The organism is Campylobacter sp. BCW_6463, from assembly GCF_001762785.1.
Lineage (GTDB): Bacteria > Campylobacterota > Campylobacteria > Campylobacterales > Campylobacteraceae > Campylobacter_D > Campylobacter_D jejuni.
Map to the genome: position 1 here is coordinate 20,363 of NZ_MJXL01000029.1, position 26,637 is coordinate 46,999.

Below are 26,637 nucleotides of genomic sequence, written 5' to 3' on the forward strand. Positions count from 1 at the left end.
TTCTCTTAAAAGGCGTTTAACTAAAACTTGAAATTAGTTTAATCTAGCTATATAATTAACAGCCTCATATGCATTTAAAAATACCATAGAATGGGCTTTTAATTCATTTTCATTGCCATAGCCGCAAGTTAAGGCCAAAGGAGTGATATTAGCAGAAATTGCAGCTTGAATATCTAGTATTGTATCGCCTATCATATAGGCATTTTCTTGAGTTTTATTGAGTCTTTTTAAGGCTAAAATTATAGGTTCAGAACTTGGCTTTGGATTCGTGACATCTTCAAGAGTAATTAAAGTTTTAAAGAATTTTTTAACTCCCAAATAATCAAGTAGAATCGGAGTAAATTTACCTCCTTTTGTTGTAACTATACCAAGATCTGCAATTTCGCTTCCAAGTTCTAATGCTTCTTTTGCTTTAGACAAAAGAGTGGTTTGTTCTAAATAAATTTGTGCATAAATTTCACGATAAGCTAACACAAATTCTTTACTTAAATTTATTTTATCTGGATAAAGCATTCTAAACATTTGCTCTAAGGGATAACCTATGAGATTTTTGATTTCTCCATTATTTTTAGAAGTTAATCCAAGGGCTTTAAAAGCTCCTTGGAAAGAATTTAAAATAGCATCAGTAGAATCAATTAAAGTGCCATCTAAATCAAATAAAATAGTTTTATTCATTATCTTAAAATAAATTTAGCATCCACTCTTCTATTATCCGCTCTACCTTCTTTAGTGTCATTGCTTGAGCGAGGATTGTCTTGACCATAACCTACTGTTTTGATGCGACTTTTTTCTACACCATATTTTTCAAGTTCATTAGCAACACTTTTAGCACGTCTTTCTGAAAGCTTTTGATTATAAGCTCTTGAACCTATATTATCTGTATGTCCTTCAAGAATAGTATCATATCTTTCATTTTCATCTAAAACTTTTGCAATTTCTTTGATTTTTTCTTGAAAAGTTGGATTTATAGTAGTTTTATCAAAACCAAAATGACCTTCCAAAGAAATAGTTTTTTCGCAACCATTTTCATCTAACAAAGCACCTTCTCTTGGTTCTACAGGACATTTTGTTTGTGGAGCTGGACGAGTATCAGCAACTTCTTCTACAGCTTTTTCCTTTTTGCCACCAAAACCAAAACTAATACCTAAAGTTGAAACCCAATTATGGTTTGCATGATTAAAATTAATTTGATCTCTAGTTTCAAGTCTTAAAGCCAAAGAATCACTAAGACGGAATTTTACACCCGCACCATAATGTCCAAATCCACCGCTTTTATTATCATAAGCAGCATTTGAAAAATCCTCATATCCTCCACCTGCTAAACCATAAAAATAAAATTTCTCACCTACATCAATACCTTTAATAGCACTCAAATAAGTTCTTGTAATATCTGTAGTTTTATTTGTATTTGTATATTTAACATCAGAATAATGCTCTAACCCAAATTCTAATTGATCAAGCCAAAAATCGTCAAAATGATAACCAAGTCTAATCCCTGGTGCATAACGATTATCCATATCTAAATTACCCTCAAAGTAATTATAGTTTAAAGTTGGAGTGATTTCAAATTTTACATTGTTATCAGCACCGAATAAAACACTTGCCAAACCTAAACATAATAATATTTTTTTCACAGAAAAAACCTTTCATTGTGTTATAAAATAAAAATTTAAATTTTGCAATTATATCATAAATGATAGAAAAAAGGATGAGTTTTATAAAAAATTGTAGAAAGGTGGGAAAATCCCACCAAAAAATATTAACGTTTAGAGAATTGCGGGCTTCTTCTTGCTTTGCGACGTCCGTATTTTTTACGTTCAACAGTTCTACTATCTCTAGTAAGAAGTCCTTTAGGTTTTAATAAAGCTCTAAAATCAGCATCCATAGCTGCTAAAGCTCTTGAAATTCCATGTCTTAAAGCTTCAGCTTGAGCACTATAGCCCCCGCCTAAAGTAGTTGCTTTAATATCCATTGAAGTTTCTTGTTTAGTCACAAGTAAAGGTTGAACCACTTTAAGCTTAATTGCCTCGTGCCCACCAAGCCAAGTGTTTAAATCAACACCATTAACACTAATTTTACCACTACCTGGTTTTACCCATACCTTTGCGATAGCAGTTTTTCTCTTACCTGTTGCGTATGTTGTTGCCATGATTATTTTCCTTCTTTAGCAATTTGCGCAGTGTGTGGGTGCTCACTACCCGCATAGATTTTTAATTTTTTAAGCATAGCTCTGCCCAAATTTGTTTTAGGAAGCATACCTCTAACTGCTAATTTATATAATTTTGCAGGATTTTTTTCAAGTAAATCACCAAATTTTTCGCTTTTTACACTTCCAAAATATCCTGAATGTCTATGATAAAGCTTATCTTCTGCTTTATTAGCACCTGTAAATACAGCTTTTGAAGCATTGATGATAATTACATAATCACCACAATCAACATTTGGAGTAAAGCAAGGCTTGTTTTTGCCTCTCAAAATTGTTGCTACTTCAGTTAAAAGACGACCAAAGCGTTTGCCTTCTGCGTCTAAAACAATCCATTCTCGTTTTACTTCGTTTGGCTTTGTTATCTTTGTCATAATTTTTACCTTTGCCAAAAATTTAAAATGTGATTGTATAAAAAATAATATTAATTTTTACTTAATTTAAGTAAAAATAAAGTTTATATTTCCAAAATTTGAATTTCATTTTCCAAACAATAAACTATAAAAGCACGCACTTTATCTTTTTTCAAAATTTCACTAATGGCGATCTTATAAGTTCTTACTTGCTCTTTATGTTTATCTTGCATAGCAAGACCTGTTTTATAATCAATTATGAAAGCTTCTTCATCTTTTAAAGCAAGCAAGTCTAATTGTTTAATTTCTCCATTAAAACTCAAAGCTTGTTCTTTTAAAAGCTTTCCATCACCAATTAAATTTTGAAATTGAGTATTTTTCAGCAAAATTTCAATTCTTTTAAAAAGCTTTTCAAAATCACCCTCATCTAAAAAATGTCTAAATTTGCTCTTGCATCTTTGAGTAAGTATTTGAAAATTTTCACTCTTAGGAAATTTTAAATTTTGCATAAAAAAGTGAAAAGCATTTCCAAAATATAGCTCTTTACTATCAAGTCTTTCTTCGCTTTGAACTTCTTGTGGGCTAATTTTTTCAAATTTTTGTAAAGCTTGAATACTTTCTTTTTTAACACTTAAAATTTGTTCTTTGCTTTCTAAAAAACCTCTCTCCTGAGAGTGTATATTTAAAAATCCTCCCTTAAAATAACTTGGATAATTTCCATTTACACTTTCTTCATTTCTTTTTATGACGATCAAACTTTCCTTAGCTCTTGTAAAAGCCACATAAAGTTTATTGATATCATCTTCATAATTTGCCCTTATAATATTTTCTTTAAAAAGTGTATAAATAGACTCTTTAGTAAGCTCTCGAATTTTATCTTTAATATGGAGTTGCCAGCCTTGATTGATGTCATATTCAAGCATGATATCTTCATTGTTTGAATTGTTTTTAGATAAACTATCAAGCAAAATCACATGATCAAATTCCAAACCCTTGGATTTATGCACACTCATAATACTAATACCCATATTTTGTTCGCTTACTATTTTCAAAGTACAAGGCTCAAATAAAAGCTTTAAAAAATTCTCCTTAGTTTTAGCATATTCGATAAATTGTATTAAAGCGATATCATTTAAATCAAGTTTTAATTCCTTTATTAAAAAAAGTACATTTTCCATAGCATTTTTTGAAAAATCAAGGGTGATTTTTCTCGGCTCAAAACCTAAAAGTTCTTTTAAAAATACCAAGTAAAATTCATCACCAAAAATACAATATTTAGCATATTCTAAAACAAGTCTTACGCTTGCTTTATTTTCAAGCAAAACATTACTTTGGGTAAATGCAGGAATATTTTGCTCTCTTAAAAAATCCAAAACCATATCTGCATCACTATTTTTCCAACACAAAATACAAATATCATCATAAGAAATATTTTTAGATCTTAAAAAATCAATTTGCTCAAATAAAGTTTCTAAAGTCTTTTCCTTGATTTCTTGGGCTTGGTTTTTAACCTTTTGTTCTTTAGATTCCACAATACGCACATAACCGCCTTTTTTACTTTCTAAGGCAAATTGCTCTTTATAATCTTTGATTTTTTCTTTAAAAGTTTCATTAACAAAATCAACCAAAAGCTCTTTAGAACGATAATTAGTATTTAAATTATCACTTTTAATTTGACTAAATTCTTGTTTTAACAAATCAAATAATTCTTTTTTTCCTTTACGAAAGCGATAAATACTTTGTTTTTTATCTCCTACATAAAAAAAAGTGCGATTTTTCTTAACTCCTTCTCCTGAAACAAGCTCAGCAATCAAAGGGCGTAAAATTTGATATTGGATCACGCTTGTATCTTGAAATTCATCAATAAGCAAATGCGAAATAAAACCATCTAAACGAAAATAAATCATATCCTTAAATTCACTGGTTATTAACTCATAAACTTTTTTACTCACATCTTGGAAATTTAAGGTATTTTTATCTTTATGAAATATATTTTTAGCTTCACTATAATGATTTAAAAGATTCATTAAATTAGCAATTTTATAATTTTCAAGCTCTATAGCATAAGTATTTAAAGCATTTATAAGTTCCATTCTTTTTGTGCTAAAATGCAAGTTAGTGCTTTCTAAATCCTGCAAATATTTTGTACTTTCAAATTTTGTCATAAAACTTGATTGCATAAACACGGATAAATCTAAAACTTCACTTTTAAAAATGTCGCACAAATTTTTATAATTTTTTACATGAGTAAGACCCAAACAATAACTTCTTAACTCACTATAAGCTTTATTGATATAAACTTTAGATGGATTTGGAATTTTAGGACGATTTTGAAAATAAGCATTCTCATAAAATTTTTCAAGCTCGTTAAAAAAATTTTCTTTCTCATCAACTAAATTAATATAATAAGCCAAATCTTTTAATTCATCTTTTTTAAGAAGTTTTAAAAAAATCTCTCTTACATCAAGCTTCTCTTCACTCATTGTAAAATCACTACTTAAGCCCAAATTTAAAGCAAAAACACGCAAAATTTTTCCGAAAAAAGCATCAAAAGTACTGATTTTTAACTCTGTTCTTAAAAATTCTTCTTTTTTAGCATCTCTTAAAGAAATAAGCTCTTCTTTATCTTTACCTAAAAGCTTGCAAAGTTCATTGCATTCACTGGTTTTATTTTCTTTTTCTAAATTTAAAAAAGTCTCAATAATTCTTTTTTGCATTTCATTAGCAGCTTTTTTGGTAAAAGTTAAAGCTAAAATTTCATTAATCCTAGCTCCTTTTAAAATAAGTGCTACAAAACGCACACTCAAGGCAAAGGTTTTTCCGCTTCCCGCACTCGCTTCTAGTGCTAAAAAAGGCTCAAATTGACTCATTTTAATTCCTTTTTATAAATGAGTTTATAAGGACAATACTCATCTTGTTCATTTTCAAACTCTATTTCTTCCTTGCTCATAAGAACCAAATCTTTAAGTCTTTCTTTCAGCTCATCTAAACTTTTAGCTTTTTGATGCAATATTTGCATACTATTTAAATCATAAAAACCCACGCTTGTATTTTCATCATATAAAGCTTGGTAAAAAGCAAGTTGATAAGAATTACTTGGTACTTTTCCACTTTTATAATCAATGATCAAATTACCTTCTTTTGAACTATCGATACGATCTATAGTGCCCTTAAGTTTTATACTATCTGCTCCGAGCTTTAAAATATTATTTAACTCAAGCTCTGTATATGCGACATAAAAGCCTTTTGAAAAACGCTCTTTTTCATTTTTAGCAAATTGTATAAATTTTAATTTAAATACTTCAAGATCAAGTTCGCTGATATTGTATTTTTGATATTCTTTGTCCAATAAATTTTTAAAAACTTTTATATCAAAATCATTATTTGCATAATTTTTATAATAAATTTCAAGCATTTTATGGATAAAATTTCCTTGATTTTTCGCTTTGCTTTCCTCGCTTAAAACCCTAGGTTCTGCTAAATTTAAAATATAACGATAATAATAAGTTCTTTTTTGATTTTCTAATAAATTAAAACGACTAAAAGAAAGTGGAAACTCGAAAGGATTATGCTTTAAAATAGGAGCTTTTATAGGAGTTAGATTAGGTTTTATACCTTCATAGTCTAATTTTAAAGCATTAAGATAAGCTTTTTGATGGATATGAGTTTCATAAAAAAAGTCAAAATCAAGTTCATCTAAAAAACGTGATTTGCTTTTTTCTTCATTTTCCACAAAGCAAATACTTACTTCTAAAGCACTCTTCATCAAGCTTTCATAATAAAATCTTTGTAAATTTTCTCTCCTATCATAGCTAATCAATCCTGCTTTTTTACGCACTTCATTGTTTAAAAAAAGTTCATTAACACTTCTTTTAGGAATAAATTCTTCATTAAAATCAACCAAAATCGCCCCATCAAAACAAAGCCCGCGACTTTCTAAAAGTCCCATTACCGTAACCTTACCTCCACCTACATCACTAAGGGAAAGTTGTGAAATTTGCATGAAAAAAAGATGGATCAACTCTTTAAGAGTTAAAGACTGATTTTTCAATAAATCTTTAATAAAATAAAGTTCTTTTCGTATCAAATAAATAAGCTCTTGCTTTTCATTCTCTAAAAATAAAGCAAGTAGTTTTTCAAAATATTCAAAATCACATTTCTCATCAAAATACTTTTTAAACTCTATAAAATCAAGTTTTAAAGAATGTAAAAGCGTATTGTGATAATCAAAAATCATCTGCGTGTCTTCAAAATAATCCTCTTGATTTTTGTAAACAAAAGAAACACTACTAGCACTTTCATAAAGTGCTTGAAATTTTTGATAAAATAAACTTTCTTTAATACTAATCCCACTTGCAAAATTGAGCATATTGTCTTTATCAAAAAGCCTTAAAAACTCACAAAAACTTTCATCTGGAGTTATAACTACAATATTTTCAGGCTTTAAACCTTTGCGTACAAAATGCGAAATTTCATCCATAACAAAGGCGCATTGTAAAGCCCTTAATTCAAAAGATTTGAGTTTAATTTTTGAATTTCTTGTTTTAAAAATTTCTTCTTTTAAGATCTCTTGTTTTGAAAGATTGATTTCATAATGAGTGTTTATTTTTAAATCAAATGTTTTTAAAAAATCAAGTTTTAAAAGATATTCGAGATTAAATTTACTTGTTTTAAAACTTAAAACCACTTCTTTAATCTGAGAAATTTCACTTAATAAATTTTCTTCAAATTTACTCAAAAAACCTTGCAAATCATAAACTATAGCTTCATACTCATCTAAAAAATCTTTATTAAGAGTGTAATTTTTAGGCAAAGAAAGATCATCATAAAAAGAATTCTTTTCAAGCAAAGCAAGATAATTCTTATATACTTCATCTAAAATTTCCAAATGTTCATTATAGGTGGCATAATAATCATTATTTTTAAGATCTTCTATGCTTTTTTTTTCTAAACTAAGTTCTTTGAAAAAGGAAAAAAGATATTCGTTATTTTTCAAAAAAGCAAAAAATTCTACCGAAATTCCTAGTTTTTTTTCTAAATCCTTACTTTTTAGACAAGCTTCTTGCATTAAAAGCAAACTTTCATAAGAACTTGCCTTATGAAAATTACTCAAACAAACTTTATCTAAAAATTCACCTATATGAATAGCACTATCTAATAAAGAATTTTGCTGTTTTTTTTGATTATAATACTCTCTAATTTGTCTTGAAGAACTAAAAATTCTTAATTTCATTGAGCATTTAATTCGTAGCTAAAAAAACCCACTGTTTCTTGATTTGCATAAAACTTTAGCTTAAGCTCCCATCTACCTTTATCTAATTTAGGCAAAGCGATACTTAAAATTCCATTTTTAACTTGTCCTTCTAACTTTTGATCAAAATTTTTAGTGAATGGTCTTGTAAGAAGAACTTGAACTTTTAAATCATCAGAATTTATATTTTGTAATGCAGAAATTTTAAAATTTGCAACATAGGAATTTTGATCCACTTCATAACTAGGAATTTTTCTTTTACCTATAAAAGTGATTTTATCATTTTGAAAATTTACTTTAAAAAATTTATCAAAATTTACTTGTTGTTTTTGTATTTGATTGTAATTATTTTCAACATTTTGATAAGAGTCAAAATAAAAATCATCCTCATATACAGGATGGTGACTTGCTATAAAAATCGTTACAATACAAGCAATAATTATAGCCAAAAGTGAAAGCAAAATACCATAAGGCCAAAAACTTCTTTTAGTTTCTAACATTTTTTTTCCTCTTTATTCTTCTTTGTGCATAGTATAACAATGCAAAGCAAATAAATCCATAGATAAGTATTCTTAAGATATTGATAGTATCACGATTTGCATTACCTATAGAATGTTCTAATTGTAATCCCAAGGATTTTGCCACACGATCTACAATATCGGCATAACCATTAAGTATAGCAGCATTATAAATATCACCTTTATTTGTAGCTAATATCGGTAAAATAGATCCTGTTCCAGGATAAGGACTAAGCACGGATTCTTTATCAATCAAAGCTAAAGCACCTTTTGAACCCACTATATCAACTTTGTGAGAATTTTTTGACAAAAGAAGTAATATATAAGATTGAGGAAGTTCTTTTTGTTTATTTAATAAAGTTTCAATTTCAGTTTCATCACCAACCATAACGCCAATAAAAATATTACTTTTTTGGTAAAGCTCTTTTCCTATAAGATTAATTTCATTACTTACTTTTTGACTTAAAATATTTTCATTAAAAAGTACAGCATCAAGAGCAAAAACCCTAGAAGGCAATAAAACAAAGAAAAAGATGGCTAAAAAAAAGCCATCTTGTAATATTTTTTTCATCCTATATGAAGATGATTTACAGTTAAAACCGACCAAGCGGTGATTGCAGCAGCAACAACTAAACCAATAACAATTAAATATTCCAAAGCCTTACTCATTGTGCTTCCTTTATACTTCTATGATCTTGTTCTTTTGAACCAAACATCTTTACACTTTGTACATCTTTAAGACTATATGGCTTTTGCATCACTTCTTGCTGAGCTTTAAGACCCCAAATAGTTAAAACTACTAAGATAGCAAGTAATAAAACCGTAGCAATTAACATACCTGTAACACCTGAAAGAGAAAACACGCATCTATTATTATTTTCCATCATTCACCCCTTGAAAGAGAAATTACATACTCGCCAACAGCTTCTTTTTGAATATCATTAAGTGTTGGAAAACTCGGCATTGTTCCTATAAAACCAGCCTTACCACTATGTAAAACATCTACTACAAAAGCTGCAGAACCGTATTTTGTAAGATCTGGGAACATTCCATCTTGACCTTTTCCATCTTCTCCATGGCATGCTGCACAAGTTGCATAAGCTTCTTTACCTTTTGCTACTAAATTTTCATTTGCAGTTTTCTTAATAGCTGAAAGATCTTTTGCTACATAAGCAGCAATAGCAGGGATATCTTCTTCTGCCACACCTAAATCAGCAGCGCCAAGCATTTCTCCACCTGGAAAATTCATACCTTTTGAACCATGTTTAATTACATTGATTATACCTTCTTCGCTACCCCAAATATTTAAATTTTGAGCTTTACCATTGATACCATCGCCTGTAATTCCATGACAAGCTGAACACTGAACTAAAAAGATATTTTGACCCATTGCTATTTTATCTTCAGGAGATAAATTTTTAAATTTTTCTTCAAATTTTGTATTATGAGTTGCTACTTCTTCATTGTATTGACCTATACTTGAAAAAGAATTTAAAGGATATCCCCATAGAAAATACCAAATAGCCCAAACAATAGTCAGGAAAAATACCACAGCCCAGCCAGTAGGAACAGCATTTTTATACTCTCCTATTCCATCCCAACTATGTTCGCTAAGCTCTGACTCACCTTTTTTTTCTTTCATTTGCTTAAACATTCTACTCACAATAACTAGTGTGATTAAAATGATAAGAATAGCTCCAATTAAAGATAAGAGATTAACATTATCTTCTAAATTTAACCATTGCATTAAGCACTCCTTTTACTTTCTAATACACTATCATCAATATCATCTTTTAAGGCAAGGTTTGCATAATTTTCATAATTTCTCTCGCCTTTTTTTTCTGTTCTATATAAATGATACCAATACGCATATAATACTATTGACAAAAACATCACGAGTGCAAAAAAACCATAACCTTGGAAAATCTCCCACTCATGTTTTTGAACTGTTGCTAAATCAAATGTGATTAAATTTTTAATCACATCAAAAACTATTGATAAATGTTCCATCATCTTACTTTAAGCTATTTAAATAAGCGATCAAAGCAACTATTTCTTTGATTTCACCTTTAGCAAAAGCATCTTTTACTTCTTGATTTTTCATTTGATCAACTATAGCCTGAGCTTCAGCTTTTACTTCAGCTTGCGCATCCTCCCAAGAACCAAGTTTTGTTCCATTTTCTGTATCATAAGGAACATTGAAAACTTTTTTCACGGTTAAAGCCTCAGCATAAGCAGTTTCAATATCTGCATTATTTTTAAACATATGCTTATATGAAGGCATAATAGAATCTGGAACAACAGAAGTAGGATCCCACATATGATTTTCATGCCAATCAGCTGTTCTATAATTTCCTACACGAGCAAGATCAGGTCCTGTTCTTTTTGAACCCCAAAGAAAAGGTCTATCATAAGCAAATTCACCACTTACAGAATACATACCATAACGATCTGTTTCTGATTTAAATGGACGAATAAGCTGTGAATGACAAGCATTACAACTATCTTTAATATATACTGCACGTCCTGCAAGTTGTAAAACCGTATAAGGTTTTTTACCTTCAATTGGTCTTGCATTTTCTGCAAAATTTGGTAAAACTTCAACTATGCCTGCATAAGCAATCACTACAAAAACAGCTACAGCAAAAAAGAATGGATTTTTTTCTAACCAACTAAACATATTTTCTCCTTTTTATGCTGCCATAGGCGAAGCGCTTTTTGGTTCTTTATCAAGCACTCTTCCACAAGCAATTGTTTTGTAAATATTATAAGTAAACATAAAGAAACCGATAAGATACAACAATCCACCAATCGCTCTAATCCAATAATAAGGAACAATAGCCACAACAGTATCAATAAAGCTATAAAGCAAGTTACCATACTCATCTGTCGCTCTCCACATCATACCTTGAGTAATACCCGCAATCCACATTGAAGCAAAATAAAGAACTATACCTGTGGTTTGGATCCAAAATTGAGCTTCCATTAAAGATTTGCTATAAAGCTCTCTTTTGAAAACTCTAGGAGTCATATGATAAAGCGCAGCCATAGTCATAAATCCTACCCAACCTAATGTTCCATCATGAACATGTCCTGGAATCCAATCTGTAAAGTGTGCTAAAGCATTAACAGACTTAATTGAAAGAATTGGCCCTTCAAGTGTTGAGAACATATAGAAAGTTGATGCCAAAATCATAAATTTAATCAATGGACTCTCGCGAAGCTGGCTCCACTCACCTTTCATAGTAAGTAAGATATTAATCGCTGAACCCCAAGAAGGTAAAATCAATACTATAGAGAAAACCGAACCCATAGTTTGCATCCAATCAGGTACAGTTGAATAAATCAAATGGTGACCACCTGCCCAAAGATAAACAAACATTAAGCCCCAAAATGCAAATAAAGAGAGTTTATAAGAGAAAATCGGCTGACCACTTTCTTTTGGCAAGAAGTAATAAATTTGAGCAATAATACCCACAGTAAATACAAATGCCACAGCATTATGTCCATACCACCATTGTACTAAAGCATCATTTGTTCCTGCATACATTGATACACTATGCCACCATTTACCCATTCCAGTAACAAAATAAGTTGGTACTTCCATGTTGTTAAAAAGATAAAGCATAGCTATACCTAAAAATGTAGCTATATAATACCATAAAGAAATATAAAGAGTTTTTTCACGGCGAATTCCAATAAGTCCAAAAATACTTACACCCCATAAAACCCAAACAAGAACAACAAGAATATCTAAAGGCCACTCAAGCTCTGCATATTCTTTAGATGTAGTCACACCCATAAACAAAGATATAACAGCTAAAACCATAGTAAGCACATAAAGCCAAAAATGAAGCTTACCAACAGCCATTAAAAATCTTGACTCAGCCATACTTACCTTAAGAACACGCTGACCTATATAATACCAAGTTGCCCAAATCCCTGAAAGCATAAAACCAAAAATCACACCTGAAGTATGAAGTGGTCTAAGTCTTGAAAAAGTAGCATATTCTCCTGCTAAATAATTTAAGTTAGGATATGCCATTTGAAAAGCTATAAGAGTTCCTATAGCCATACCAACAATGCCAAACAATACGGTTGTAAACATAAAATATCTTGCAACCGTATAGTCGTAATTTAATACATTACCTGGATGCATCGACTTTCTCCTTAAAATTTTTGATAATAAGAGAATATTATAGAATATTAATTATACATTTTTTCTTAAAAATGATAATTTTGTTAATCATTTGTTATGCTTTATATTTTAAGGCTAAATCAGTCTTATTTATTGATATTTATCTTATAACCTAAACTTGGCACATTTTTTATAAAATCTTCACCCACTTTATCTCTTACTCTTTTAATAAAAGTTCTAACAGCAGTATCACTCACATGTTCACCTATCCAAACATTTTTCTTTATATCTTCATGCAAAACCAAAGCCCCAGGTTGCTTTAAAAGCAAAGAAATAAAAGCTAATTCTTTTTTAGTTAAAACAATTTCTTCACCATTGTAAATCAAAGTTCTTTTAGTTTTGTTAAATTGATATTCTTCAGAAATTTTTACAAGCATATTTGCTTCAATTTTTTCGCCTATCAGATAATCTAAAACTTTAAACAACTCTTCTATATCAACAGGTTTGATCAAATATTTATCTATACCAATATCAATAGAACGCAAAAGTCTCTCTTTCTCTGAATACGCACTAAGAACAACAATTGGGACATCATCTGAAATTTCCTTAATCTCTCTTGCCATATCAAGCCCATCCATAATAGGCATAGCAATATCTGTGATAACTAAATCCGGCTTAAATTTTTTAAATTTTTTAAGCCCCTCATCTCCATTTTGAGCTCCGATTACTTTACTAAAGCGTTCGCTTAATACATTAATCAATGATTCTCTAGTCTTAATTTCATCTTCAACTACTAATATTATCAATTCTTTACATTCTTGTGACATTTCTACTCTACCCTCTCTTTTAGTTTTAAAAATACCTCAAAACAAGCCCCATCTTTTCCATTCTTAACTTTTATTTTTCCTTGGAAACTTTCAATAATTTGTCTACTTATATAAAGTCCTACTCCTATACCCTGACTGGGATGTTTTGTTGTAAAATAAGGTTGAAAAATTTTATCTAAATTTTCTTTATCAATCCCACCAGCATTATCTTTTATTGTAATTTTCAGATAGTTTTTTCCAAATTTTGAAAAATTTATTGTTATGATTTTCCTTTTTTTGTTTTTAAATGCCTCTATTGAATTTAAAATCAAATTAAGAAAAACTCTTATTAAACCATTCTCATACGCTAAAACTTCATAATCACTTTTCGAAACAATATTAATATTTACATGATTTTTTTCTATAGTTTCAAAAGCAATTTCTAAGGCTTTATTTAAAGTCTCTTTTATAAATACACACTGCTCTACTCCTTTGTTAAACAAAGTTCTAAACACATCAATTGTTTCTGACATATTTTTAATCATATCTTTTGATTGTGAATAAATTTCAGCAAATCCTTTTTCATCTTTAAGATTTTGCTTCATTTGAAACATGGCAATACCAAGCTCATTTAACGGTTGTCTCCATTGATGTGCTATATCACTAATCATTTGTTCTAATGAAGATTTCAAAATCTCTTCATATGCTATTTTAATATCTTTTTCATTTTTTTCCAAGGCAATTTTCATTTTTTTCTCAAATTTTTTACCTAACTGTATAAATTCTTGTTGGTGATTTTTAACTGTATTTTCAAGATTAATACTTAATTCTCTTAATTTAGCGTGATTTAGAGCAAGCTCTTCATTAAGCTTAAAAGAATTACTGACATCATGAGAAAGTGCTACTATTTCTATTAATTCATTATTTTTATCCAATATGGGGATTAACAAAGTTTCAAGATAGAAGGTTTTGCCTAATTTATCAATATTTTTAAAAATAACCTGATAAGGCTTTTTATATGAAAGATCTTTTAAAAGCTTCTCAACATAACATTCATCAACATCTGGATGTTTAAATATTGAATGTTTTTTTCCTATAAGCTCTTTTTTGCTATATCCACTTATTTGACAAAGCTTATCACTGACAAAAATTAAATTTCCTTGCACATCAGCTCTTGAAAAAATTGTATTTTTTTCCAGAGCTTTAAAAAACTGATCTTTAAAAAAATCTTTCATTGAAAAGCCTTAAAACCTATATAGGCAAGATTTATACCGTAACAAACAATAATGCCATACGATAAATAATTAAACAAATTTTTCAAAAAATCACTAAAAAATTGTGAAATTTTAGAAAAAAATAACATCGCAGGTAAAGTTGATATTCCAAAAATCATCATTACCAAAATACCTTCAAAAATATTTTGCTTACTTATTGCATTGGCTATAAAAAAATACACCAATCCACAAGGAACAAAACCATTTGAAAATCCTAAAAATATAGCTGATTTTAATCCTTTAAAATTTTTAGATTTTTTAATAATTTTCTTTACAAAACTATCAAAAAAAACATTATTTTCAATAAAAGATAACATATTGCCTCTAAAAATAAGAGCAAAACCCAAAATCATCATAAATATACCAAGAATAAAAAATGACAAACTTTGAACCTTAGCATTGATTGCCAAGATATTCCCAAAAGTCCCAAAAATTATCCCTAAAACAATATAAGCAAAAATTCTAAACAAATGATAAATAAAAGTTAATAAAAATAAATTATTGCTTTTTGAATTTAAATTTATAAAAAGTAAATTAAAACCACCACACATAGAATAGCAGTGTCCAAAACTAGATAAAAAAGCAACGCTGATAATAGCTAAAAAATCTATACTCACATCAAATTCATAAATTCTTTAAAAATGTACTTACTTTCATGAGGACCTGAAGAACTTTCCGGGTGATGTTGCACTGAAATAATAGGATAGTCTTTATATCTTACTCCTTCAACATTATCGCCAAATAAATTTCTATGAGTGATATGAGCCACTTGAGCTAATTCTTCTGGAACATTATAATTATGATTTTGTGCGGTAATTTCTACCGTTTTTGTATCAAGATTGATCACAGGATGATTTGCTCCATGTTGTCCAAATTTCATTTTATAAGTTTCATATCCAAAAGCATTACTTAAAAGCTGGTGACCTAAGCAAATTCCAAGCATAGGAATTTTAGCTTCTGCAAGTTTTTTAATCTCTGCAATCTCTTGTTTTAAAATCCTTGGCTCACCTGGACCATTAGAAAGAAACACGCCTTGAATTTCACCTTTTTTATACAGAGTAATCAACTCATCTGCTTTAACATTATATGGATAAACTTCTACTTCAAAACCTACTTCTACAAGTTCATTTAGGATATTTGTTTTAACACCATAGTCTATAACAGCAACTTTTTTCTCACTTCTTTTAGCATCATTAAATTTTTGAAAACTAGCGTTCCAAACACCTTGTTTATGAGAATAATTTTTCTTAGTGCTAACTTCTTTTACAAAATTTACTTCATCAATTTTTGCTGATTTTTCTAAGGCGATTTTTAAATCTTCTTTATTTGAAATTTCAGTTGAAATTACAGCTCTTAAATTGCCATTATTTCTTATCATTTTTACTAGATATCTCGTATCAAGTTCATAAATTCCTATTTTTCCATGTTTTTCAAGATAATCTTGCAGACTTTCTTTAGCGCGAAAATTTGAAAAACTGGAACTTAATTCACGCATTAAAACACCGCTTGCAAAAATTTCCTTACTTTCATTATCATTTTCATTAGTTCCCACTATACCAATTTCTGGCATGGAAAATACGATAAATTGCCCTGCATAAGAAGGATCTGAAATAATTTCTTGATATCCTGTTAAAGAAGTGTTAAATACAAGCTCTCCAAAAAAAGTACCGCTCTTTCCAAAAGCCTTAGCACTTAAAAAAATATCATTTTCTAAATAAATATAAGCCTTCATTAAAACATACCTTTTTTTCTAAGCTCTTCTTGATAGAGTTTTTCAAAGATAAGATCGTATTCTTCACTACCTGGAATAGGTTTTGTTTTATAATTGCTAATTTTCTCATAAACCTCATCTTCAAGTTTTTCATAAATTTTAAGATAAGACTCTATGCTTGAAAAGATTAAATTTTTAACTCTATTTTCGCTCACTATAAAATTAATATAATCATTCTCTACAAGTTCTTCTAAAATTTGATGCGCTAGATGATTATGTCTATCTTCAGAATCTAAAATCACATTAAATTCGGGAGCTAACTTTTTCTTCACAAGCCAAAACATATTTTTACGATCTACTTGCATAAGTTCCATTTCATCTTCTTGTTGCTCTAAAAGTTCTTTTACTCTTTCATCTAATTTTCTTTCATTTAGAATATCTTTCTCTAAAACTTCTATTATACATACCTTAAGCTTTTCTGACTGATCTTTAATTTCTACAAAAGAAGAATTAGCTATATCTAACATCATTTTATTTGCGATATAAGGAATATGTGGTAATTTTATACGCATCTTGAAAACCTTTTATTTAATAATGTTTGAAATAATAGCTTATTTTTGGTAAAAGAATGTTAAAAATGAAAAATTTTCATTCTTTTAATCACCTAATTACTAGCATTATTATCTAAATTTTTCAAAAGCAAAGTAAGCTCGCTAGCTTTTTTTGGATCCATTTTAGACAAAACACCTGAAATTTTACGCGATTCCAAAGAAAGCATTATTTTACTTGCATCCTCTGCATCCATTTGACTTAAAACATCTGCAATGGCTGCATCTTTCATTTGGGAGTAAATTTCTTTAACCCTACCTTGAGTTTTATCATTGATTGAATTTAAAATCTTTTGTTGTTCTTCTACAAGCCTTGCGTTTTCAAGTTTTAATTCTTCAATTTTTGCCAAAGTCGCATTAACCTCAGCCTCTTTTTTTTCTAAATTTTCAAGCCTTTCTTTTTGCAAAGCTTCAAAAGAGGCTTTATAAGCTTCTAAAGATTGTCTTGCTTCATCAAATTCTCTAGTTTGCAATTCAATTTGAGCTTTTCTAGCTTCAAAATACTGCTCACAATCCTGTTCAGCTCCAAAAACTACACTTGAAATAAAAACTAACAATATAATTTTTTTAATCATCTTTTTCCCCTTTGAAAAAACGACTGATTGCAATTTCATCTAAAAATTTTTCTTCAGCCTTCGCAAGTTCTTTTTGTTTTTGTTTAATTTCTTCAGTTTCCAAAGCCTTCATTTTTTCATAATCTAAATGCGCTTTTTGATATAAAAACTGATAATGATTCATTTCTTTTTTAGAAAGTTCTACTTTCTCCTTAGCTCTTGCCAAAGCCTCGCGTCCTACTTGCGCCATACTTAAATTTGATCTTAACTCTGCTATAGATCCTGATTTTGGCAATACGCCTAAACTTTGACACTCTTGGCGTGAAAGTTCATAAGCTTTTTCATGTTCAAGCTGTCTTTGTTTGGCTTGATTAAGATTTGATTCTGCTTTATCAAGTTGTTGTTTTCTTACTTTTACAACAGAATTATATTTACTTTTCATAAGATGATAGTATCATCTCTTTCAGGGCTAGTGGAAATATACTTTACTTTAACCCCTGCAAGCTCTTCAAGTCTTGCTATATATTTTTTAGCATTTTCTGGCAATAAATCATAATCTTTTATACCAAAAACTTTATCCCAACCATCCATTTCTTCATAAATAGGTTGAACATTTTCTAAATCGCTTGGTATGTAATCAATTTCTATGCCCTTATATTCATAAGCACGACAAATTTTTATCTTTTCAAAACCATCTAAAACATCAAGCTTCATCAAAGATAAAGCATCAAGACCATTAAGCCTTGCTGTATATCTTACAGCAACTGCATCGAACCACCCGCAACGTCTTTTACGTCCCGTGCTTACGCCAATTTCTTTTCCAATTTGTGCAATTTTTTCTCCATCTTCGCCCTTATCCTCAGTAGGAAAAGCTCCATTTCCCACACGCGTTGCATAAGCTTTTACAATACCTATAATATTTCCCGCTTCTTTAGGATTTAACCCAAGTCCTGTTAAAGCGCCTGCTGAAATAGTACTTGAACTTGTAACATAAGGATAAGTTCCATGATCAATATCAAGCATAGAGCCCTGAGCTCCTTCTAAAAGTACTCTTTTATCTTCATCTAAAGCCTTCCAAAGCATTCTTGTAGTATCTGTAATATAAGGAGTTAAAATTTCATTAAAGCGTTTTAAATCAGCAAGCAATTCTTCAGCACTTGGAATTTCAATTTCAAGCATTTCAAAAAAAGTTTTATTAGCTTCAAAATCTTTCATCAAAGCCTCACAAAGTCTTTGTGGTTCTAAAAGCTCTCCAACTCTATGTCCTGTACGATTAATCTTATCTGCATAAGAAGGTCCTATACCCTTACCTGTTGTTCCTATGGCATTTTTGCCTTTGAGTTTTTCTTTTGCAATGTCTATCAAAGAATGATGTTTTAAATTTAAATGAGCTCTATCACTGATATATAATCTACCTTTTAAATTTTCAAATTGAGCCATTTCAGCAATCAATACTTCAGGAGAAACCACAACTCCATTTCCGATAATATTAATACATCTTGGATGCAAAACTCCACTTGGCATAAGATGAAGCGCATATCTTACACCATTTACCCAAATCGTATGTCCTGCATTGTGTCCACCTGCACTTCTGCAAACAAAATCATAATTTTCACATAATTTATCAACTACCTTACCTTTTCCTTCATCGCCCCATTGAATGCCGACAATAATATCTGCTTTGCTCATAAAAATTTCCTTGATTTTACTTAATATTGGCGAGAAGATGAGAGAATCGAACTCCCCAAAGAATAGTCAACTATCCTTTCATCTGATTTGAAGTCAGTGGCGATCACCAGATACGCTAATCTTCCAAAGTGATAATTATAGCGATTTTTAATGAAAAACAAAATAAATTTATTAATATTCTTTTTGACTTCATATTAAATTTAAGCTATAATCTCACTCTTTTTTAGCATCAAGTTTTGATGATTACATTTTTAGGATCTTTCTTTGAATTCTTTTAAACAAAAATATTTAATCAATTTTTGGGACAATTCCCATTCTATGATGGCACTTGGAATTTTAAGCGCAGTGTATTTTGGGATTTTTGGTGGCGTTTGGGCTGTTACTGGAGAAATGACGCGTTGGGGCGGTGAATTTTTAGAACTTTTAGGTATGAATTTAGATGGATATTCTTATTACCAAAAGCAAAATTTAAATGGAACCCCTTTAACAAGAACTGATGGTATTATGCTCATAGGTATGTTTATAGGTTGTTTAGTAGCCGCACTTTTAGCTAACAAAGTCAAATTTCGTCTACCTGCTAGCAATATAAGAATTTTTCAAGCAATAGTAGGTGGAATTCTTTCAGGATATGGAGCAAGACTTGCATTTGGATGCAATTTAGCTAATTTTTTTACAGGTTTACCTTATTTTTCTTTACACGCTTGGCTTTTTACTGTTTTTATGGTTTTAGGAATTTATCTAGGAGTAAAAATTTGCAACACTTCCTTTTTTAAACCTAAAGCTAAATTAGAACGGGTAAATAAAGAAAACTTGCTGCTAAACAAGCAAAGTTTGCGTACAAAACTATATTTTAACTTAGGCATATTGCTTTTCATAGTCTTTTTAGCTTGGGTGTTTTATCTTGTTTTTACAAATGGCAATATCAGCACACAAAACAAACAAAGTCTTCTAGCTTTAGCACTGATTTTTGGTTTTGTTTTTGGCTTTGTTATTTCTAGAGGACAAATTTGTTTTACTTCTTGCTTTAGAGATTTATTTTTATCTGGTAGAGATAATGCTATAAAAGGTGCATTACTCGGCATGATTATCGCTTCTTTAATCGCTTTTGCTTTTATCTTGCAAGGTCATACTAGCAAACTCATAGAACTTTCTCCTGCTGTAGCTGTGGGAGCATTTTTGTTTGGTTTTAGCATAGTTTTTGCCGGAGGTTGTGAGTGTGGTTGGGCTTATCGTGCCTTTGAAGGGCAAAGTCATTTTATGATAGTAGGAATTGCAAATATAATAGGAACTATGATTTTAGCCTTAAGTTATGACTTTTTACCAAAGGCTTTTAAAGAAGGTATAAAAATCAATCTTTTAACCGAATTTGGAAATTTAAATGGATTTTTTATCAACCTTGTTTTATTTATCCTAATGTTTGCTTTTGTGGTATTTTATAAAAAACACTTCTTTAAAAATCAACTTAAAGGATAAACAATGAAAATTACTTATAGTTTAAATTTGCAAGGTGAAGCTTGCCCTTATCCTGCTATAGCAACACTTGATGTCTTACCCAAGCTTAAAAGTGGAGAAATTTTAGAAGTACTTTGTGATTGTCCACAAAGTATCAATTCCATACCTCAAGATGCAAAAAACCGTGGTTTTAAAGTACTTGAAATCGATCAAAGTGGACCCACGCTAAGATTTTTAATCCAAAAGCCTTGAAAATATTAATTTTTAAGCTTTAAAAAATAGTGAGAATATTCATCTAAAATTATTCTCACTCTAAACCTTAATCATTCAAGCTCACGCACCAAGTTATCAATTCTATTTCTTAAAACACTTTGGCGTTTTACAATCTCTTCTATTTCTTTATTTAGTGCTTTTATGTCGATTATCTCTCTTGTATCTTTTGCTTCTACATAGCTTGATACGCTTAAGTTATAATCATTTTTTGCGATCTCTTCAATGCTTACAAGCTTAGTTAAATGTGGCACTTCTTTTCTATCTTTATAAAGTTTTAAGATATTTTCTAAGTTTTCCTTGCTTAGCATATTTTTATTAGTTACTTTGATAAATTCTTCATTTGCATTGATAAATAGTGTATTTTTATCAGTTTTATTCTTTCTAAGCACCAAAATACACACCGCAATGCTTGTCCCAAAGAAAAGATTTGGTGCTAGAGAGATCACACAATCTACAAAATTTTCTTCTATCATATATTTTCTTATCTCTTTTTCTGCTCCACTTCTATACATTACCCCAGGAAAGCAGACAATCGCAGCACTTCCTTTCTCGCTAAGCCAAGAAAGTGAGTGCATCACAAAAGCCAAGTCAGCTTTTGAAGTGGGTGCTAAAACCCCTGCTTTGTTAAATCTCTCATCATTGATTAAAAGTGCATTGTCTTTGCCCTCCCATTTGGTACTATAAGGCGGATTACTAACTATTGCATCAAAAGGCTCTAGCTCTTTATGATTTTCACTAGGATTTATCAAAGTATTGCCGTGTGCGATATCAAAGCGTGTGTAATTTACATCATGTAAGAACATATTCATTCTAGCAAGGTTGTAGGTAGTGATATTGATCTCTTGCCCAAAATAGCCCTTTTTAGGATCGCTTTTTAGTGATTTTTTGTATTGCAAAAGTAGCGATCCACTCCCACAAGCAGGATCGTAGACTTTATTTGGCTTAGCATTATTATACAAAGTAATTTCTACCAAAAGTTTGCTTACTTCTTGTGGAGTGAAAAACTCTCCCCCGCTTTTACCTGCATTACTTGCATACATTGTCATTAAAAACTCATAAGCATCACCAAAAGCATCGATCTCATTTTCATTATAGTGTAAATCAAGCTCACTTATTGTTTCCATAATCCTTAAAATCTTTTTATTACGCTCTTTATTATCCGCTCCAAGTTTATTAGAGTAGAGATCCAAATCATCAAAAAGCCCTTTAAAACTTTTTTCGCTCTCACTTCCATTAGCACTAGATTCTATCTCTTTAAAAACTACACTTAGTTTTTCATTTAAATTTTCTAATTTTGCATTTTTAAACATATTTGAAAAAAGATGGCTTGGCTTTATAAAAAATCCTTTAGCATTAATGATTGTATCTCTACCATTTTCTGCCATCTCATCGCTTAAATTTTCATAATCTTGCTCAAAAGATTTTAAAACATAATTTTTTAGATTCTCGCAGATAAAATAATAAAATAAAAATCCCAAAACATAACTTTTAAAATCCCAGCCATCGACACTTCCACGCAAATCATTTGCTATCTTCCAAATGGTTTTGTGTAATTCTTCTCTCTCTACAACGCTTTTCATATGGCTTCCTTAAAAGTTAATAATTGATTTCTATAGTATTCATACTGCTTTTTTCTTGCTTCTATCTCTGCGGGGATTCCACTTTGTAAATCCGTGGTAAGTGCGTGGAATTTATCTAAAATGCTAACAATTTTTTCTTGGGTTTCTAGTGAAGGAATTGGGATCTGGAATTGCTTAAGCCTTTCAATGCTTAATCGCATTACCTTAGTTCCTTGTGCGTATTTTTTCTTATATTCTATAAATTGTTCGCCTTGAAACACATAACTCACATATTTAGGATTTAAAGAATGAGAGAAAGCAAAACTATCTCCGCTAATGTATACATCACTTTCACCTAAATATACAACCGCTTTGCAAACATCTTCTATATTTTCACTAGCACCCGCAATGACTAAATCACCTTTTTTAGCCTTTTTGAGTTTTTTAGCATTTTCGGCACTAACAAAACTTTTAGTGGTGTGCGTATAGTTCTCATAATAAGTATGAATCTGTCCGTAATGAATGCAAGGGATTCCAGAATCTAGTAAATCCTTTTTTTGCAAACCGTTTCCGCGAGTAAATTTTCCTATTTCCCCTAACATTTTTAGCTTATACCCCCCCCCATTAGTTTTTAGATACTCAAAAGATAAAAGCTTGTTGCGATAATACTCATATTGACGGCGGCGGGCTTCTAGCTCTGCTTCTAGCTCTGCTTCTAGCTCTGCTTCTAGCTCTGTAAAAGTATCTAGAATCTTTACTATCTCTTCTTGAATTTCAAGCGGTGGGATAGGGATTTGGAGATTTTTCCACTTGGGTTGAGTTAAACCAAATCTAGTAATTCCTTGTGCATTTTTTAAAATTTGTTTTCGCAGATTCTCAGAATCAAAACAATATCTCAAAAAATAAGGATTAATTTGTCTATTGAAAATCCTAAAACGCATAATATGATAACTATAACAAACATTAGGCATATCTTCAATTGCAACAGAAGCAAAACCAATTTCATTAATATTCTCAGACGATGGAGTAATAAATAAATCATTTTTTAAAATATTACATTTTTGTATTTCAGCTTCTGAGGCAGTTACTTTCATTGAAGGAATATTTTTATTAATACAGTGATTATTCATCACATCTAAAAAATTTAAAAGAAAAACTTCTTTTTGGTTTTCTCTTATTTTTTTATCAACTCCTGTATTTGACAACTCCCCAATTTCCCATAAACTCTTAAACTCCACGCCATTAGGACAAAGCTCATTTAATAATTTTTCTATTTTATTCATTCTCTTCCTTTTTAAGAAAAACTACAAATTTATCAAAAAAACTCTTAAGTTTATTAATGATTTGTTGTCGTTTTTCATCATTTCCTTCACTCTTTGGAGCAAAAGGATTAATAAGCGGTAAAAGTCTTCCTATGCCCTCTCCTTTATCTTGGAAGAAATTTAGCCCAAAGGCTTCATCTAAATATTCTTTTGTCAAATATTCATTTAGATTTTCATCTTCTATGATTTTTTGTAATTCTTGCTCTTTTTTTCTTTGCATAAAACTTTCAAAAAGGCTTTTATAATCGCTATTTTTATTATGATCAATCTCATTTAAAAACCCTTCGATTAGCTCTTTTTTATCCCTTAGGCTTGGGTTTGAAATAATGGTTTTTAAAATATTTTCTTTTGTCTTTTCTTTGGAATCTTTGTGATACTCTTCAAGCAAGAACAATATAAAGTCTACATTGATCTCATTTTGTTTAATCAGCTCGATTTCAAAGATTAAATCATCATTGATATTTTCTTTTTCCACTCTTTTTTCATTTTTGATTGCAGTATAAAGCTCTAAATAGTAGCTTTGATAGTCTTGTTTATCTCTGATGTTTAAAGGGTTTTTAAATTCATCAAAGAGATTTAAAATATTTTCTAGTTTTAAAATTTCATTGAAAATTTTAATGAATTCTTTTTGCTCTTTTTCGCTTTTTAATGGAAAATTTAAAAGTTCAAATTTTTGTTTTAATTCATCCACTAACGCACTATATTTTTCAAAATAAAAAGCAAAATTTTCTAGCAAAACAATGCTTGATGCTTTTTCATCACCAAACATTTTTAAGCTTTCATTTGTGGCATTTTCTAAATCTCTAAAACACACGACATTGCCGCAATTTTTTTGCTCATTTAAGATTCTATTGGTGCGTGAAAAAGCCTGCAATAATCCGTGGTATTTGAGATTTTTATCCATATAAAGAGTATTGATCGTTTTAGAATCAAAGCCTGTTAAAAACATATTAACAACTATAAGCAAATCTAGCTCTTTATTTTTAAGCTTTTGGGATATATCTTTATAATAATTATCAAATTTTTTTAAGCTAAAATCACTTTTAAAATAGCTATTATAATCTTTTATCGCATTGTTTAAAAACTCTTTTGCACTTTGACTATCACTTGCAAACTCATCTAAATCTTCATTTTGTTCATAAGAGTAAATAATGCCAACTTTTAAATCTTGTTTGTTTTGTTTTAATTGTCTGCTAAATTCTTCATAATATTTTTTGGCAAAATCCACACTAGCGGTAGCAAAAATAGCGTTAAAACCTTGCACTCTTTGATTTTTAAGCATATAAGCGTTTTGTCTTTTGGTGTGACGATTAAAATTCTCTAAAATATAGCTTGTGATTTTTTCTATTCTTTCATCATTTAAAAGGCTTGATTCTCTATCAATGGTTAGAATTTTCTTATCTGAATCACTTTCAATTTGCTTCATTGTAGAATGATAACTTACTTTAAAAGGTAAGACATTTTTATCTTTTATCGCATTTAAAATCGTATAGGAATGCAAACAAGCACCAAAAGTGCTTTGCGTGGTTTTAAGCTCTAAATTTTTATCACTATTAACAAAATAATTTTTACTAGCATTTTCTTCAAAAATCGGCGTGCCAGTAAAACCAAAAATATAGTATTTTTTAAATTTTTTGATAATTTGTTCGTGCATTAAGCCAAATTGACTTCTATGGCATTCATCAAAAATAAAGACGATTTCAGAATCAAAAATGCGAGAATTTTCATATTTTTGCACGAATTTTGAAAGCTTTTGAATTGTGGTAATGATAATTTTCTCATCTTCTTTTGTGCTTTCTATGCGACGCTTTAGCTCATTGGTATTTTTAGTGGCATTAGCTGCACCTTTTTCAAATTTATCATATTCTTTTTGCGTTTGATAGTCTAAATCTTTCCTATCTACAACAAAAAGCACTTTTTGAATAAAGTTTAGTTTTGTGGCTAAAATCGCTGTTTTAAAGGAAGTTAAAGTCTTTCCGCTTCCTGTGCTATGCCATATATAGCCCCCTGCTTCTACACTGCCATAATGTTTGTGATTATGGGCGATTTTAATTTTATCTATAATCCTCTCACTTGCTGCGATTTGATAAGGACGCATGATAAGCAATTCATTATCTGCATTAAAAACACAATATTTTGTAAGGATATTAAGCAAATTTCTTTTAGCTAAAAAGGTTTTTGCAAAGTCTTCTAAATCTTCGATAATATTGTTTTTAGCATCTGAAAAACTCATACAAAAAGCATAATTATCGTTTTGTGATTTTTTAGCTTTGTGCTGGTTTGTGTTGCTATAGTATTTAGTAAGTGTGCCATTTGAAATAATAAAAATTTGCACAAATTCATAAAGTGCATTGCCCTCTAAAAAGCTTTCTTTTTGATAACGCCTGATTTGATTGAAAGCTTCTTTTAGATTCACCCCACGCCTTTTTAGCTCAATATGCACTAAAGGCAGTCCATTTACTAAAATGCTAACATCATAGCGATTTTTAAATTCTCCATTTTCATTTTTTAACTGCGAGATAACTTGAAGGTGATTATTAATAGGATTAACTCTATCTATCAAAATAATATTTTTCTTGCTTCCATCTTCTTTTTCAAGTGTAAGTGTAAAACCATCACTTTGAAGCATTTTAGTTTTATCTTCAAAAGTTAGCTTAAGATTAGTGATATTTTGCCTATAAAAACTTTCCCATTCTGTCGGTGAAAAAGAGATATTATTAAGCCTTTGAAGTTGTAATTTAAAATTAGATTCAAGATCGTTTATATCGCTTAAATTTAATCGCTCATAGCCTTGAAGTGTAAGTTCTTTAATAAGAAATCTTTCTAAATCCTCTTCGCTTTGATAAGCTTTTGGCTCTTTTGGTGTGAATTTGTATTCTGTAATAATAGTAGTGTTGTCATTTTGCGTCATTAAATCATTCATAAA

General features: G+C 29.9%; 27 protein-coding genes and 1 tRNA gene. 2 read left to right on the forward strand and 26 right to left on the reverse strand.

What is annotated here, in order from left to right; genetic code table 11:
* Positions 1 to 33: 33 nt before the first annotated feature.
* The 23 genes from AJ884_RS02635 to AJ884_RS02745 form a co-directional block, all read right to left on the reverse strand.
* Positions 34 to 675: an HAD family hydrolase gene (locus tag AJ884_RS02635; protein ID WP_070286415.1), complete on the reverse strand. Its 642-nt coding sequence runs from the start codon at positions 673 to 675 to the stop codon at positions 34 to 36.
* Positions 675 to 1,634, reverse strand: a complete 960-nt coding sequence (gene cadF / locus AJ884_RS02640) for a fibronectin-binding outer membrane protein CadF (protein ID WP_070233839.1) — start codon at positions 1,632 to 1,634, stop codon at positions 675 to 677. Before cadF ends, AJ884_RS02635 begins: the two co-directional genes overlap by 1 nt.
* A 125-nt stretch (positions 1,635 to 1,759) precedes the next feature.
* Complete coding sequence (rpsI, locus tag AJ884_RS02645; RefSeq protein WP_002851459.1) at positions 1,760 to 2,149, reverse strand: 30S ribosomal protein S9; 390 nt, start codon at positions 2,147 to 2,149, stop codon at positions 1,760 to 1,762.
* Positions 2,150 to 2,151: 2 nt separating this feature from the next.
* Positions 2,152 to 2,577, reverse strand: coding sequence for a 50S ribosomal protein L13 (gene rplM, locus AJ884_RS02650; RefSeq protein ID WP_002779321.1), 426 nt, complete (start codon positions 2,575 to 2,577; stop codon positions 2,152 to 2,154).
* An 83-nt stretch (positions 2,578 to 2,660) separates the two neighbouring features.
* On the reverse strand, positions 2,661 to 5,426 hold the full coding sequence (locus tag AJ884_RS02655) for a RecB-like helicase (protein ID WP_070286416.1): 2,766 nt from the start codon (positions 5,424 to 5,426) through the stop codon (positions 2,661 to 2,663).
* Positions 5,423 to 7,789, reverse strand: coding sequence for a PD-(D/E)XK nuclease family protein (locus AJ884_RS02660; protein WP_070286417.1), 2,367 nt, complete (start codon positions 7,787 to 7,789; stop codon positions 5,423 to 5,425). Before AJ884_RS02660 ends, AJ884_RS02655 begins: the two co-directional genes overlap by 4 nt.
* A complete protein-coding gene (locus AJ884_RS02665; protein WP_002862138.1) occupies positions 7,786 to 8,307 on the reverse strand; it encodes a FixH family protein in 522 nt (173 codons plus the stop codon). The genes AJ884_RS02660 and AJ884_RS02665 overlap by 4 nt, the downstream gene beginning before the upstream one ends.
* Complete coding sequence (locus tag AJ884_RS02670) at positions 8,294 to 8,896, reverse strand: hypothetical protein (RefSeq protein ID WP_002870878.1); 603 nt, start codon at positions 8,894 to 8,896, stop codon at positions 8,294 to 8,296. The genes AJ884_RS02665 and AJ884_RS02670 overlap by 14 nt, the downstream gene beginning before the upstream one ends.
* Complete coding sequence (locus AJ884_RS02675) at positions 8,893 to 8,994, reverse strand: hypothetical protein (RefSeq protein WP_002858872.1); 102 nt, start codon at positions 8,992 to 8,994, stop codon at positions 8,893 to 8,895. The genes AJ884_RS02670 and AJ884_RS02675 overlap by 4 nt, the downstream gene beginning before the upstream one ends.
* Positions 8,991 to 9,212, reverse strand: coding sequence for a DUF4006 family protein (locus tag AJ884_RS02680; protein ID WP_072224426.1), 222 nt, complete (start codon positions 9,210 to 9,212; stop codon positions 8,991 to 8,993). Before AJ884_RS02680 ends, AJ884_RS02675 begins: the two co-directional genes overlap by 4 nt.
* The gene (locus AJ884_RS02685; protein ID WP_002870877.1) at positions 9,209 to 10,072 is read right to left on the reverse strand and encodes a cbb3-type cytochrome c oxidase N-terminal domain-containing protein; all 864 of its coding nucleotides are present in this window, start codon (positions 10,070 to 10,072) and stop codon (positions 9,209 to 9,211) included. The genes AJ884_RS02680 and AJ884_RS02685 overlap by 4 nt, the downstream gene beginning before the upstream one ends.
* A complete protein-coding gene (locus AJ884_RS02690) occupies positions 10,072 to 10,335 on the reverse strand; it encodes a cytochrome c oxidase, cbb3-type, CcoQ subunit (protein WP_002851307.1) in 264 nt (87 codons plus the stop codon). Before AJ884_RS02690 ends, AJ884_RS02685 begins: the two co-directional genes overlap by 1 nt.
* 4 nt (positions 10,336 to 10,339) lie before the next feature.
* On the reverse strand, positions 10,340 to 11,005 hold the full coding sequence (ccoO, locus tag AJ884_RS02695) for a cytochrome-c oxidase, cbb3-type subunit II (protein ID WP_002855439.1): 666 nt from the start codon (positions 11,003 to 11,005) through the stop codon (positions 10,340 to 10,342).
* A 12-nt stretch (positions 11,006 to 11,017) separates the two neighbouring features.
* Positions 11,018 to 12,484, reverse strand: a complete 1,467-nt coding sequence (gene ccoN / locus AJ884_RS02700) for a cytochrome-c oxidase, cbb3-type subunit I (RefSeq protein WP_002880455.1) — start codon at positions 12,482 to 12,484, stop codon at positions 11,018 to 11,020.
* A 125-nt stretch (positions 12,485 to 12,609) separates the two neighbouring features.
* Positions 12,610 to 13,290, reverse strand: a complete 681-nt coding sequence (gene bumR / locus AJ884_RS02705; RefSeq protein WP_002862143.1) for a butyrate response regulator transcription factor BumR — start codon at positions 13,288 to 13,290, stop codon at positions 12,610 to 12,612.
* A gap of 2 nt (positions 13,291 to 13,292) precedes the next feature.
* Positions 13,293 to 14,504, reverse strand: a complete 1,212-nt coding sequence (bumS, locus tag AJ884_RS02710) for a butyrate sensor histidiine kinase-like phosphatase BumS (RefSeq protein WP_002862144.1) — start codon at positions 14,502 to 14,504, stop codon at positions 13,293 to 13,295.
* Positions 14,501 to 15,160 carry a sulfite exporter TauE/SafE family protein gene (locus tag AJ884_RS02715; protein WP_002870873.1) on the reverse strand — a complete coding sequence of 220 codons (660 nt, stop codon included), beginning with the start codon at positions 15,158 to 15,160 and terminating at the stop codon, positions 14,501 to 14,503. The genes bumS and AJ884_RS02715 overlap by 4 nt, the downstream gene beginning before the upstream one ends.
* Positions 15,157 to 16,275 (reverse strand): glutamine-hydrolyzing carbamoyl-phosphate synthase small subunit, encoded by a 1,119-nt coding sequence (gene carA, locus AJ884_RS02720; RefSeq protein WP_002851156.1) that lies wholly within the window; start codon positions 16,273 to 16,275, stop codon positions 15,157 to 15,159. Before carA ends, AJ884_RS02715 begins: the two co-directional genes overlap by 4 nt.
* On the reverse strand, positions 16,275 to 16,826 hold the full coding sequence (locus tag AJ884_RS02725) for a DUF507 family protein (protein WP_070286418.1): 552 nt from the start codon (positions 16,824 to 16,826) through the stop codon (positions 16,275 to 16,277). The genes carA and AJ884_RS02725 overlap by 1 nt, the downstream gene beginning before the upstream one ends.
* Before the next feature lie 92 nt (positions 16,827 to 16,918).
* Positions 16,919 to 17,437: a MotE family protein gene (locus tag AJ884_RS02730; protein ID WP_070286419.1), complete on the reverse strand. Its 519-nt coding sequence runs from the start codon at positions 17,435 to 17,437 to the stop codon at positions 16,919 to 16,921.
* Positions 17,430 to 17,858, reverse strand: a complete 429-nt coding sequence (locus AJ884_RS02735) for a flagellar export protein FliJ (RefSeq protein ID WP_070286420.1) — start codon at positions 17,856 to 17,858, stop codon at positions 17,430 to 17,432. Before AJ884_RS02735 ends, AJ884_RS02730 begins: the two co-directional genes overlap by 8 nt.
* On the reverse strand, positions 17,855 to 19,105 hold the full coding sequence (locus tag AJ884_RS02740; RefSeq protein WP_070286421.1) for an adenylosuccinate synthase: 1,251 nt from the start codon (positions 19,103 to 19,105) through the stop codon (positions 17,855 to 17,857). Before AJ884_RS02740 ends, AJ884_RS02735 begins: the two co-directional genes overlap by 4 nt.
* Positions 19,106 to 19,132: 27 nt before the next feature.
* A tRNA-Sec gene (locus AJ884_RS02745) sits at positions 19,133 to 19,230 on the reverse strand.
* Positions 19,231 to 19,369: 139 nt separating this feature from the next.
* Here AJ884_RS02745 and yedE point away from each other — a divergent pair.
* Both yedE and yedF read left to right on the forward strand, forming a co-directional pair.
* Positions 19,370 to 20,578, forward strand: coding sequence for a selenium metabolism membrane protein YedE/FdhT (gene yedE, locus AJ884_RS02750; protein WP_083267221.1), 1,209 nt, complete (start codon positions 19,370 to 19,372; stop codon positions 20,576 to 20,578).
* A gap of 3 nt (positions 20,579 to 20,581) precedes the next feature.
* A complete protein-coding gene (gene yedF / locus AJ884_RS02755) occupies positions 20,582 to 20,809 on the forward strand; it encodes a sulfurtransferase-like selenium metabolism protein YedF (RefSeq protein ID WP_002855447.1) in 228 nt (75 codons plus the stop codon).
* A gap of 71 nt (positions 20,810 to 20,880) precedes the next feature.
* Here yedF and AJ884_RS02760 read toward each other — a convergent pair whose 3' ends face one another.
* Genes AJ884_RS02760 through AJ884_RS02770 form a run of 3 tightly spaced genes read right to left on the reverse strand, consistent with a single transcriptional unit; the run spans position 20,881 to position 26,634 of the window.
* Positions 20,881 to 22,410: a type I restriction-modification system subunit M gene (locus tag AJ884_RS02760; protein ID WP_070286422.1), complete on the reverse strand. Its 1,530-nt coding sequence runs from the start codon at positions 22,408 to 22,410 to the stop codon at positions 20,881 to 20,883.
* Positions 22,407 to 23,672: a restriction endonuclease subunit S gene (locus AJ884_RS02765; protein ID WP_070286423.1), complete on the reverse strand. Its 1,266-nt coding sequence runs from the start codon at positions 23,670 to 23,672 to the stop codon at positions 22,407 to 22,409. Before AJ884_RS02765 ends, AJ884_RS02760 begins: the two co-directional genes overlap by 4 nt.
* A complete protein-coding gene (locus AJ884_RS02770) occupies positions 23,665 to 26,634 on the reverse strand; it encodes a type I restriction endonuclease subunit R (RefSeq protein WP_070286424.1) in 2,970 nt (989 codons plus the stop codon). The genes AJ884_RS02765 and AJ884_RS02770 overlap by 8 nt, the downstream gene beginning before the upstream one ends.
* Between the last annotated feature and the right edge of the window lie 3 nt (positions 26,635 to 26,637).

What these genes read in the sequence shown, in the direction of transcription:
- AJ884_RS02635 (WP_070286415.1), bottom strand. Translation starts at nt 675, where the DNA reads ATGAATAAAACTATTTTATTTGATTTAGATGGCACTTTAATTGATTCT.
- rpsI (WP_002851459.1), bottom strand. Translation starts at nt 2,149, where the DNA reads ATGGCAACAACATACGCAACAGGTAAGAGAAAAACTGCTATCGCAAAG.
- rplM (WP_002779321.1), bottom strand. Translation starts at nt 2,577, where the DNA reads ATGACAAAGATAACAAAGCCAAACGAAGTAAAACGAGAATGGATTGTT.
- AJ884_RS02655 (WP_070286416.1), bottom strand. Translation starts at nt 5,426, where the DNA reads ATGAGTCAATTTGAGCCTTTTTTAGCACTAGAAGCGAGTGCGGGAAGC.
- AJ884_RS02660 (WP_070286417.1), bottom strand. Translation starts at nt 7,789, where the DNA reads ATGAAATTAAGAATTTTTAGTTCTTCAAGACAAATTAGAGAGTATTAT.
- AJ884_RS02665 (WP_002862138.1), bottom strand. Translation starts at nt 8,307, where the DNA reads ATGTTAGAAACTAAAAGAAGTTTTTGGCCTTATGGTATTTTGCTTTCA.
- AJ884_RS02670 (WP_002870878.1), bottom strand. Translation starts at nt 8,896, where the DNA reads ATGAAAAAAATATTACAAGATGGCTTTTTTTTAGCCATCTTTTTCTTT.
- AJ884_RS02675 (WP_002858872.1), bottom strand. Translation starts at nt 8,994, where the DNA reads ATGAGTAAGGCTTTGGAATATTTAATTGTTATTGGTTTAGTTGTTGCT.
- AJ884_RS02680 (WP_072224426.1), bottom strand. Translation starts at nt 9,212, where the DNA reads ATGATGGAAAATAATAATAGATGCGTGTTTTCTCTTTCAGGTGTTACA.
- AJ884_RS02685 (WP_002870877.1), bottom strand. Translation starts at nt 10,072, where the DNA reads ATGCAATGGTTAAATTTAGAAGATAATGTTAATCTCTTATCTTTAATT.
- AJ884_RS02690 (WP_002851307.1), bottom strand. Translation starts at nt 10,335, where the DNA reads ATGGAACATTTATCAATAGTTTTTGATGTGATTAAAAATTTAATCACA.
- ccoO (WP_002855439.1), bottom strand. Translation starts at nt 11,005, where the DNA reads ATGTTTAGTTGGTTAGAAAAAAATCCATTCTTTTTTGCTGTAGCTGTT.
- ccoN (WP_002880455.1), bottom strand. Translation starts at nt 12,484, where the DNA reads ATGCATCCAGGTAATGTATTAAATTACGACTATACGGTTGCAAGATAT.
- bumR (WP_002862143.1), bottom strand. Translation starts at nt 13,290, where the DNA reads ATGTCACAAGAATGTAAAGAATTGATAATATTAGTAGTTGAAGATGAA.
- bumS (WP_002862144.1), bottom strand. Translation starts at nt 14,504, where the DNA reads ATGAAAGATTTTTTTAAAGATCAGTTTTTTAAAGCTCTGGAAAAAAAT.
- carA (WP_002851156.1), bottom strand. Translation starts at nt 16,275, where the DNA reads ATGAAGGCTTATATTTATTTAGAAAATGATATTTTTTTAAGTGCTAAG.
- AJ884_RS02725 (WP_070286418.1), bottom strand. Translation starts at nt 16,826, where the DNA reads ATGCGTATAAAATTACCACATATTCCTTATATCGCAAATAAAATGATG.
- AJ884_RS02730 (WP_070286419.1), bottom strand. Translation starts at nt 17,437, where the DNA reads ATGATTAAAAAAATTATATTGTTAGTTTTTATTTCAAGTGTAGTTTTT.
- AJ884_RS02735 (WP_070286420.1), bottom strand. Translation starts at nt 17,858, where the DNA reads ATGAAAAGTAAATATAATTCTGTTGTAAAAGTAAGAAAACAACAACTT.
- AJ884_RS02740 (WP_070286421.1), bottom strand. Translation starts at nt 19,105, where the DNA reads ATGAGCAAAGCAGATATTATTGTCGGCATTCAATGGGGCGATGAAGGA.
- yedF (WP_002855447.1), top strand. Translation starts at nt 20,582, where the DNA reads ATGAAAATTACTTATAGTTTAAATTTGCAAGGTGAAGCTTGCCCTTAT.
- AJ884_RS02760 (WP_070286422.1), bottom strand. Translation starts at nt 22,410, where the DNA reads ATGAAAAGCGTTGTAGAGAGAGAAGAATTACACAAAACCATTTGGAAG.
- AJ884_RS02765 (WP_070286423.1), bottom strand. Translation starts at nt 23,672, where the DNA reads ATGAATAAAATAGAAAAATTATTAAATGAGCTTTGTCCTAATGGCGTG.
- AJ884_RS02770 (WP_070286424.1), bottom strand. Translation starts at nt 26,634, where the DNA reads ATGAATGATTTAATGACGCAAAATGACAACACTACTATTATTACAGAA.